General features: G+C 36.9%; 8 protein-coding genes (1 of these 8 only partly in view). 2 read left to right on the top strand and 6 right to left on the bottom strand.

The window, feature by feature from the left end; translation table 11 throughout:
- From perR to ACW0JX_RS02730, 6 genes are all read right to left on the bottom strand, one after another.
- On the bottom strand, positions 1-273 hold the 5' portion of the coding sequence (gene perR, locus ACW0JX_RS02755) for a peroxide-responsive transcriptional repressor PerR (RefSeq protein ID WP_000237829.1). It extends 156 nt beyond the left edge of the window; only the first 273 of its 429 coding nucleotides appear in the window; it begins with the start codon at positions 271-273; its stop codon lies off the left edge, out of view.
- 299 nt (positions 274-572) lie between these two features.
- Complete coding sequence (gene bcp / locus ACW0JX_RS02750) at positions 573-1,028, bottom strand: thioredoxin-dependent thiol peroxidase (RefSeq protein WP_000633711.1); 456 nt, start codon at positions 1,026-1,028, stop codon at positions 573-575.
- A gap of 44 nt (positions 1,029-1,072) precedes the next feature.
- Positions 1,073-1,477, bottom strand: a complete 405-nt coding sequence (locus ACW0JX_RS02745) for an ion channel (protein WP_459245331.1) — start codon at positions 1,475-1,477, stop codon at positions 1,073-1,075.
- Positions 1,478-1,549: 72 nt separating this feature from the next.
- Positions 1,550-2,335 carry an ABC transporter permease gene (locus ACW0JX_RS02740; protein WP_000965774.1) on the bottom strand — a complete coding sequence of 262 codons (786 nt, stop codon included), beginning with the start codon at positions 2,333-2,335 and terminating at the stop codon, positions 1,550-1,552.
- 4 nt (positions 2,336-2,339) lie between these two features.
- On the bottom strand, positions 2,340-3,131 hold the full coding sequence (locus tag ACW0JX_RS02735) for an ABC transporter permease (RefSeq protein ID WP_000521519.1): 792 nt from the start codon (positions 3,129-3,131) through the stop codon (positions 2,340-2,342).
- Positions 3,124-4,137, bottom strand: a complete 1,014-nt coding sequence (locus ACW0JX_RS02730) for an ABC transporter ATP-binding protein (protein WP_000843655.1) — start codon at positions 4,135-4,137, stop codon at positions 3,124-3,126. Before ACW0JX_RS02730 ends, ACW0JX_RS02735 begins: the two co-directional genes overlap by 8 nt.
- Positions 4,138-4,264: 127 nt before the next feature.
- On the opposite strand from ACW0JX_RS02730, the gene hemL reads away from it, so the two are divergent.
- Both hemL and ACW0JX_RS02720 read left to right on the top strand, forming a co-directional pair.
- The gene (gene hemL, locus ACW0JX_RS02725) at positions 4,265-5,563 is read left to right on the top strand and encodes a glutamate-1-semialdehyde-2,1-aminomutase (RefSeq protein ID WP_000673245.1); all 1,299 of its coding nucleotides are present in this window, start codon (positions 4,265-4,267) and stop codon (positions 5,561-5,563) included.
- Between the two features lie 198 nt (positions 5,564-5,761).
- Positions 5,762-10,198: a glutamate synthase-related protein gene (locus tag ACW0JX_RS02720; RefSeq protein ID WP_459245330.1), complete on the top strand. Its 4,437-nt coding sequence runs from the start codon at positions 5,762-5,764 to the stop codon at positions 10,196-10,198.
- Positions 10,199-10,423: the final 225 nt, after the last annotated feature.

Below are 10,423 nucleotides of genomic sequence, written 5' to 3'. Positions count from 1 at the left end.
ATGTTGACTTGTAACATAATCAAATCTACTTGAAGCGTCTCCATAAGTTAATTCCTTTACAAGTCCAACCTCTTTAAACACACGTAAGTTATTATAGACAGTTGCAACACTCATATTTGGAAACTTACCTTCTAATGCTTTATAAATATCATCCGCTGTTGGGTGCGTCATTGATTCCACAAGGTACTCTAAAATAGCATGACGCTGTGGAGTAATGCGTACACCCGTATTTTTCAGCATTTCTAGCGCTTCTTTTAATTCTTCTTTGACCACCGTCATGCACCCCGATTCTATACGGATTATTATTTTATAATTCTTATAAAGAGTGTACTCCTTTTCTTATAAATCGTCAATATTTCTACTATAAGTATGTGGTTTATTTTTATATTCAGGACTTGTTTTTATGTATCTTTCCCTTTTTCTTCATATATTACATAGAAAAAAGTGCGACATAATCGCACTTGGAATACTATCATCTGAGGAGGTATGCCCTACACTTCCACTTTATGTAAGGCAGTAAAATATGTATAGACACTTGCCTTGTTTCTGCATATTTTATCTCCAACGTAGATTTATTTTATATAAGAAAGAACATCCTCAATATGTCCTTTCACTTTCACTTTACGCCACTCTTTTACAAGTTCACCGTCTTTATTAATAAGGAATGTAGAACGCTCGATTCCCATATACTCTTTCCCAAAGTTCTTTTTTAACTTCCAAACATCGTATAACTCTGCTACTTTATGATCTTCATCTACTAAAAGTGTAAATGGTAATTCATGTTTCTCAATGAATTTCAAATGTCTATTCGCTGAATCAGGACTTACTCCAAGAATAACCGTATCCTTCTCTTGAAATACTCCATACGCATCACGAAAATCACATGCTTCAGTTGTACATCCTGGCGTCATATCTTTCGGGTAAAAATAGAGAACTACATTTTTACCGCGAAAATCAGCTAGGCTAACTTCTTCTCCGTTACTTCCCTCTAATGTGAATTCTGGTGCCATTTCTCCTACTGTAATCATTGTTATCACTCCTACTCTTTTCCTTTACTATAACAAATGCTTCCTTATTTTTCATTGTGTATTACAGACCTCATCACAAAAGCAAAAGGGAGTGTATATCCAATTAGCGCTTCTGCAATTGCAATCCATCGCCCAATTCCAATCGGAGATATGTCACCATATCCAACAGACAATAAAGTAACTGCGCTAAAATATAAACAAACTTCAACGAGTTGAAAAGAATGAACGTTCAAACTTTCTCCGTCCTCTTTCAAAACTGCGAAACCCATTTCCTCTAATACAACGTAACTTAATCCAAACGCGATCAGTACTGTTGTATAGATCAAAAATAATGTGGCCAAATTATACAGCGAAAAAAAACGCGTTGAATCTGAATAAGAACTCCATAATAATTGGACACTTTTCAAAATAGCGATTGCTGCAATTAATAGAATAAATCCCCATAACATGTCCTCCACCTCATTTTATATGTATGAGGTGGAGGACTGATTTATCCCTTAGAAACGAACAAGCTTCTATAATTAATTACCCGCGCCACGGTATCTTTTTACCCCTTGGTTCCAGAGGTTGATTGCAATCGTAAAACAGATAACACCAACAAGTGGCGTCGCGAATGCATAACTATTCCATTCTGTTTTTCTTAAAAAGTACGCTGCTGGATATACTCCAACAAACGCGAACGGTAAAACAAACGTTAAAATGAAACGAATTACACGATTATAAATATTAACAGGATAGCGCCCGTAATTACCTATGTTATACATAAGGGGCATAATTGAACTTTTCGCATCCGACCAAAAACCAAGGCTCGCAAGCGTAACAAATATCCCTCCATATACAAGTGCTCCTCCTCCTACCATCAATATAAATAAGAAGAAATCATACCAGTAAAAAGATAATTGTAACTCCACAGCTGCATATCCCATTACAACAATCCCTGTAATGGCTCCAATTAAAGATTCAAGTTCCATTCTTTCTAATATAATTTGAAATAGGCTATGGATCGGTCGCGTTAATACACGATCCATCTCCCCTTTAATAATGTATCGATCATTAAAATCCCATATATTAAAGAAAGCTGAAAAGATGGCAAATGGTACTAAAAAGAAACCATAAATAAAGATTACCTCTTCTCGACTCCATCCCTTCAATGCTTGTGTATGCCCAAATACAACGAGAATAAATATTAAATTAACTGCTTGAAGCGATAAATCAGAAAGTAAACCAACGATAAAATCGCCTCGATACTCCAATTTCGTTTTTATATATTGACTTGCATATTGTAAAAATAAGTTTATATATAGCATCTCATCATCCCCCTTGTACAATTAGACGTTTTCTCGCCGTTCTCCACATGAGTACAATTGGAATAATAAGTACAATTGCCCAAATCACTTGAAATACTAAAGCCTCATACAACTTACTCCCCTGTATACCTTCAGAAAAAATCATACTTGGAATATAACTAATAGCCTGAAACGGTAAAAACATCATTGCTTTTTGGGCCCATAACGGATAAAAACTAATTGGTAATAATAGACCTGAAAATAAATCAATAACAACGCGTTTTGCATACATAATTCCACTATTATTAAATAGGAAAAACGTAAGCATTCCCGTCATTAAATTAATTTGTGTATTAATAATAAAACTAAATATTAAAGATAAGAAGAAATATAACCACGTTTGAAAATTCGTTGTAATTTGCAATGAAAATAATAGCGTAACGATCACCATGCCCGGGATGGAAAAGAATGCAAAACGGAATATCCCCTCACCAAGACCTTGCATAACTTTCATACCTAAATAGTTGTAAGGACGAATTAATTCTACAGCCACACGGCCTTCTTGAATTTCCATCGCAATTTCTCTATCTATATTATTAAAATAAAACGCACGTGCCATCCACGCGATTGCGATATACGTAGTCATTTGCGAAATAGATAAACTTTCAATATTCTCTTTTCCGCTATAAATTGCTTGCCACAAAAAATAATATGCGCCGATATTAATTGTATAAATTAAAATCCCGCTATAATAGTTTGTGCGATACGCAAGCATCATTAAAAAGCGAATTCGAATCATTTCAATATACTTACCCATGCGTAATACCTTCTTCATAAATGTTACGAATAATTTCCTCTGTAGACACTTCGTTAATTTTTAAATCTTTAATTTGAAATGCTTGTACTACTTTAGAAATAAGCATTGAAATAATAACTTCTTCATTCGGAATTTTTGCAACCCATGCGTTTTCCTCTTTCGCTTTCGACCAAACGACATGATTATCTGGCATAACCATTGATAAAGCCTGATAGGAAACTGGTGCAACAAACTGAAAGTGTATTTCCTTCTCTGCTCCCCACTGCGTACGAAGATTATTTAAAGAACCGTCATACATAATATTTCCTTCATCCAGCATGATAACACGCTCACATAAAGCTTCAATATCCGTAATATCATGAGTAGTTAATAAAATTGTTGTTTTATAACGTTCGTTCATTTCTTTTAAAAATTCACGTATTTTCAATTTCACAAGTACATCTAACCCAATTGTTGGCTCATCTAAAAATAATAACGGTGGATTATGAATTAAGGCTGCTGCTAATTCACAACGCATTCTTTGACCAAGAGATAATTTTCGAACTGGTTTATCTAATAAAGGCCCTATATCTAACGTTTCAATTACGTGCTCCATATGCTCCTTATACTGAGCGTCTGATACACCATACACTTTCTTTAATAAACGAAACGATTCTTGGACTGCAATATCCCACCAAAGTTGTGAGCGCTGTCCAAAGACAACACCAATTGTTCTTACAAATTCTTCTCTTTGTTTATGTGGATTCATTCCATTTACTGTGATTTGCCCTGATGTCGGAGTCAAAATTCCCGTAAGCATTTTAATTGTTGTTGATTTACCAGCACCGTTCTCACCGATATAACCAACCATTTCACCTTGCTTTACAGTAAAAGATACATCATTTACTGCTGGTACTATTTTATAATTACGATTTAATAAATCGCGAAATGCACCCTTTAAGCCCGGACGACTTGAATAGGCTGTAAACTCTTTACGTAACCCTTGTACCTCAATTACCGATTTCATAATCGGACCCCCCTCCTAAATGTCACAACGAATAGTTTACCCAACTGCCTTCGCTATCACAAACAATACGTCTTTTCGAAAAACATGTTAGAATAATACATAGATTTTTGTAAGGAGATGAATTGTAGTGAAATTCACAAAGTCAGAAGCATTACATAAAGAAGCTTTAGAGCATATCGTTGGCGGTGTTAACAGTCCTTCTCGTTCTTTTAAAGCAGTTGGCGGCGGCGCTCCTGTTGCTATGGAACGCGGGAAAGGCGCTTATTTCTGGGATGTAGACGGAAATAAATATATCGATTATTTAGCAGCATACGGTCCTATTATTACTGGACATGCTCATCCGCATATAACAAAAGCAATTACAACAGCTGCTGAAAATGGGGTACTTTATGGAACACCAACAGCGCTAGAGGTAAAATTCGCAAAAATGTTAAAAGAAGCAATGCCTGCATTAGATAAAGTCCGTTTCGTAAACTCTGGTACAGAAGCAGTGATGACAACGATTCGTGTTGCTCGTGCTTATACAGGTCGCACAAAAATCATGAAATTTGCTGGTTGTTACCACGGTCATTCTGATTTAGTACTTGTGGCAGCTGGATCTGGCCCTTCTACTTTAGGAACTCCTGACTCAGCTGGTGTACCACAAAGTATCGCACAAGAAGTTATTACCGTTCCATTTAATAATGTAGAAACTTTAAAAGAGGCGTTAGATAAATGGGGTCATGAAGTAGCAGCTATCCTTGTAGAACCGATTGTTGGAAACTTCGGTATTGTAGAGCCTAAACCAGGATTCCTTGAAAAAGTGAATGAACTTGTTCACGAAGCTGGCGCACTAGTAATTTACGATGAAGTTATTACTGCTTTCCGCTTTATGTACGGTGGTGCTCAAGACTTACTTGGTGTGACACCTGACTTAACAGCGCTTGGTAAAGTTATTGGCGGCGGTTTACCGATCGGTGCTTACGGTGGTAAGAAAGAAATTATGGAACAAGTTGCTCCGCTTGGACCTGCATACCAAGCTGGTACAATGGCAGGAAACCCTGCTTCTATGGCATCAGGTATCGCTTGTCTAGAAGTGCTTCAACAAGAAGGACTTTATGAGAAATTAGATGAACTTGGTGCAATGCTTGAAAAAGGAATTTTAGAGCAAGCAACGAAACATAATATCGACATTACATTAAACCGTCTAAAAGGAGCTTTAACTGTATACTTCACAACAAATACAATTGAAGATTACGATGCCGCACAAGATACAGACGGTGAAATGTTCGGTAAATTCTTCAAGCTTATGCTTCAAGAAGGAGTTAACTTAGCACCTTCTAAATACGAGGCATGGTTCTTAACGACAGAACATACAAAAGAAGATATTGAATATACAATCGAAGCTGTCGGCAGAGCATTTGCTGCCCTAGCAGACAATAAATAATCCCGTCATTAAAAGGAAAAAAGAAAGCTCACCTTTCTTTTTTCCTTTTTTCTATTTCATAAATCCCGTATTAATAGTATAATTATTCATAATTATCTGTTTTATATTCTTTTACAGCATTACTATCTCTGTGTACAAGGTGATTTGCACCTTAAATAGTAAGATTATTCTAACTTTTACAAGAGGGGGGATTGACGGATGCTCAATACAAAAAATACATGGACACCGTCTTTATTTCGAGATTATAGAAATGCAGAACACGATGCGTGTGGAATCGTTTCCGTTATGGAGAAACGAAAAATTGCTACAAAAGAAAACATTGACCTTTGCATTCAATCACTCGTCAAAATGAATCATAGAGCTGGTTTCATTAATGGCGAGGGCGATGGCATCGGCATTCACATTGATATACCAAAAGCGCTTTGGAATGAAAAACTAAAAAGTAGCGGATATAATCCAACGATTGTGGATCATCCCCACTTTATCGTTGGACATTTTTTTCTAAATAAAAAAGAAAACATTACTATCTTAAAAGATTATATTCGTACCCAATTAAACAACAAAAACTTTACAATCATTTTCGAAAGTGATGATGTAACAAACTCGGATGCACTCGGTCCACTTGGCAAACAAGAAGAACCTTTATTTTGGCAAGTTGCCCTTATCGCAGAAAACGAAATTACAAATATTGAGCAAACATTATTTTCTGTCACAATAAAAATAGAGGAAAACGAAGCAATTCATGTTGCTTCATTAAGTCGTGATCATGTTGTATATAAAGTTCTAGGTGCTGGTGATACGCTTGTTGCCTACTATAATGATTTACAACATCCACTTATCGCTTCAACTATGACATTAGGACATAACCGCTACTCTACTAATACATTATCTAATTTTTTTCGTGTACAACCATTTAGCATTCTCGGACATAATGGTGAAATTAACACAATTGCAAAATTACGCGATCAGGCTGAAATGATTGATGTACCACTTACTGCTGGAGGCAGTGACTCGCAAGATTTAAACCGCACCTTAGAAACCCTACTTGTTCAATACGACTACAGCTTATTTGAAGCAATGGAAATTCTATTCCCACCAATTATTAATGAAATTAAACTTTATGAAACACCTTTACAAGATTTATATACGTATATACGTGAAGCATGGGGACATTTTGCACAAGGACCAGCTGGCATCATTTCCCGTTTTAAAGATGAAGCTGTTTTCAGTGTTGATTCCCTTGGATTACGCCCAGTATGGAAAGTAGAGACAGAGAGCTCTTATATTTTCTCTTCTGAACCTGGAGTTGTATCACCAACTAAATATGTAGCAGAACCAAAACCACTCGCTCCTGGAGAAAAAGTAGGATTAAAATGGAATGAACAAGATGAACTTGTTCTTTATGAATATGACAAATATCAAATCCAAGTATATAACCGTTTTAAAAAGCGAATTAATACTACCAATTACCATTTAAATTTATCTATCCCTGAAACGAAAAAAATCCAAGGGCTATGTGATTCTGTTCAAGTTGAAACGAAACAATACGTCGCTTTCGGATGGGACCGAGAACATATTCAGCTCCTTGAACAGATGGCAACAAAAGGCGTTGAGCCAATACGCTCACTTGGGCATGACTCACCACTTGCCGCACTCGATACTGATAGACGAAATATCGCTGACTTTATTAAAGAAAGTGTAGCTGTTGTTACAAACCCAGCAATTGACCGCGACCGTGAAATTGAACACTTCTCTACACGTACTGTACTTGGAGAGCGTCCAAGTTTATTAAGCGGCGCAAAACAGCCATTTGTAGTTGAAATGCTTTCACCAATTATTTTAGAAGGCAGCGTGGCACAACCTATTGCAGAGGAATTACACACAATTACGTATGAACAACTCATAGAGCTATTTATGACTCATAACTCTATCGCCACAATCTCTGCTACATTCAGCTCGTCAGAAACTCTGCAATGTGCATTAAGCCGCATTAGTTCTGAAGCGATAGCTGCTGTTAACAATGGTGCTTCTCTACTAGTATTAGATGACGCAAAAGCCCATCTAAATGAACGCTTGTGGATTGATCCACATTTAGTTACCGCTAAAGTACATCAAGCATTAAGTGAAAATAAATTACGCCGCAATTGTTCTCTCGTTATACGTTCTGGTGCCCTTCGCTCCTTACATGACATTGTAACGCTATATGGATTAGGAGCAGATAGTATTAATCCATATTTATTATTCGCGACTGTAAATGATGGAACAAAAATACCAATTACGAATCTGTATAATGCACTTAATAAAGGACTAGAAAAAGTCATTTCAACAATTGGAATTCATGAGTTACGTGGTTACGGACGTCTCTATTCATCTATTGGGTTACATGAGGAAATTGCAAATATATTACAAATTACAAATTTCTTCGGTTCAAATGATTTAGCTTTTTCACTTAAATCACTTACTGAAGATGCAAAAATACGAGCAGAGGATTATAACAATCCTAAAATTAGAATGCGAAAATCATTTCATATATTCCCGCGAATTTGGAAAGCAATTGGCGATGTTGCAAAAGGAAATTCTTATGATGATTACCGTGACAAGTTAAGTGAACTAGAAGAGAATAATCCAATCGCAATCAGACATCTTGTTCAAACGAAACAAACAAAACATGTCGTTCCAACTGAAGAAGTATCTATCGGCATTGAAAATCATAATTTACCATTTATTATTAGTTCTATGTCATTTGGTTCTCAAAACGAAATCGCCTTTCGCGCATATGCAGAAGCGGCCGATCAGCTAAATATGATTAGCTTGAACGGTGAAGGCGGCGAAATTAAAGATATGATTGGGAAATACCCACATACACGTGGACAACAAGTGGCATCTGGACGATTTGGAGTAAATGCCGAACTACTAAACTCATCAAACTTAATTGAAATCAAGATCGGTCAAGGCGCAAAGCCTGGGGAAGGTGGACATTTACCTGGTTCAAAAGTGACAGCCAAAATAGCTGAAGCACGTAATGCGACAATCGGCTCAGATTTAATTTCACCTTCTAATAACCATGATATTTATTCAATTGAAGATTTAGCTCAAATGATTACAGAAATTAAAACAGCTAATCAACTTGCCAAAGTAGCCGTGAAAGTCCCTGTCGTTCCTAATATCGGAACAATTGCTGTCGGTATAGCCAAAGCTGGTGCTGATTTTATTAACATTAGCGGATTCGATGGCGGAACAGGTGCTGCACGTATTCACGCATTGCAGCATGTAGGTCTTCCTGTAGAAATTGGTGTTAAAGCCGCTCACAACGCTTTATTAGAAGCAAGTATGAGACATAAAGTAGAGATTTGGGCAGATGGTGGTATTCGAAGTGTAAATGATGCCTTGAAAATCATGCTCCTCGGAGCAAACCGTATTGGATTTGGCACACTATCAATGATTGCAATCGGCTGTACTACTTGCCGTGGGTGCCATCTAGATACTTGCCATGTTGGAATTGCGACACAAATCGAGTCTGAAGCACAAGCAAAAGAACACGGATTACGCCGCTTCGTTCCGCGCGAATTAGAAAGCGCAGTTGCCGGCCTGTTAAATTTATTCACCTCTTTCGGTGTAGAACTACAACGATTAACAGGACAGCTTGGATATACAAATTTACAAGCAATTGTTGGGCGTTCTGATTTATTAGAGCAAGTTCGAGGCGAAAATTTATTAAACTTATGTAATTTACTACAAATAATAGAACATCCATCTGTTACAACAACAGAAGACGTGCCGGAAAAACAATTTAAAACCGTTCATTCCGCTGACTCAAAAGAATTAGTAGGCGTCGGTGTAGAGCAACGCGTTATGGGTGGTCTAGAATCATGTTATCGCGTTCGCAGTAAACTATATGAAGCTACTCAACTTGAACCACTTACATTAAAGTATACGAATGGTTCTATTCCCGGAAATGGGTTAGGTGCTTACAATAGTGAAAATTTATTTATACACGTAAATGGCGGCGCACAAGATGGCATTGGTAAAACTTCCTTTGGTGGTGGTATTTATATAACGAAAGCAAAAGGAGAAGATGGAGTATATTATAACGGTTCTGTCGGAAAAGGATTTGGATATGGTGCACAAAAAGGGGCACTATACGTGCAAGGGAACGCTGATGCTCGCGCTGGCATTCGCCTTTCTGGGGCAGACATGATAATTGGAGGTAGAATAACAAAACCACTCCGTGAAAAAGAGCACGGAAATATAGGGGCATACTCCAATATTAAAGGGTTTGCTTTTGAATATATGACAAATGGGCGAGCGCTTGTTTTAGGTGACCCTGGTCCATGGATTTGCGCCGGCATGACTGGCGGTGTTGTTTATTTACGTCATGATTCAAACTTAGGCTTAACAGAACAGGCCTTAAAAAGAAGAATCGCAAAAGGTGCAAATGTTACATTACAACCAATTAGTAAAAATGGTTTGAAAGATGTAACTGAATTATTGCTAGACTATATTCGTGTACTAAACGAGCATGAGCAATACGAGGAAGTTGCTTTGTTAACCCCGTTATTAGATGATATACAGAACCAGTTTTTTGAAATTATCCCGAAAAAAGAACAGGCAGATCCATCTATCTCAACAGAGTAACATGAGTAATTTTCATTATTAAGAAAAAATTGACGAAGTACACTTCTCATAGTAATCTATAGTAACAATTTGAGACCTGCTGAAATCCAGCAGGTCTTTTTACTAAAAACTGATGTTTAAAAGAAATTAGGAAAAATTATAAAGTGAAACTTTAATTAGCCTACAGCAATTGAGCGTTTACCGGCATCCAGCTACTGAATTTAGAGGCGGGAATCTTACTGTTCA

The sequence above is a fragment of the Bacillus sp. C-3-6 genome (genome assembly GCF_054509685.1).
Note: the sequence above shows the minus strand (reverse complement) of the source record. Positions and strands in the feature narration are given on the sequence as shown.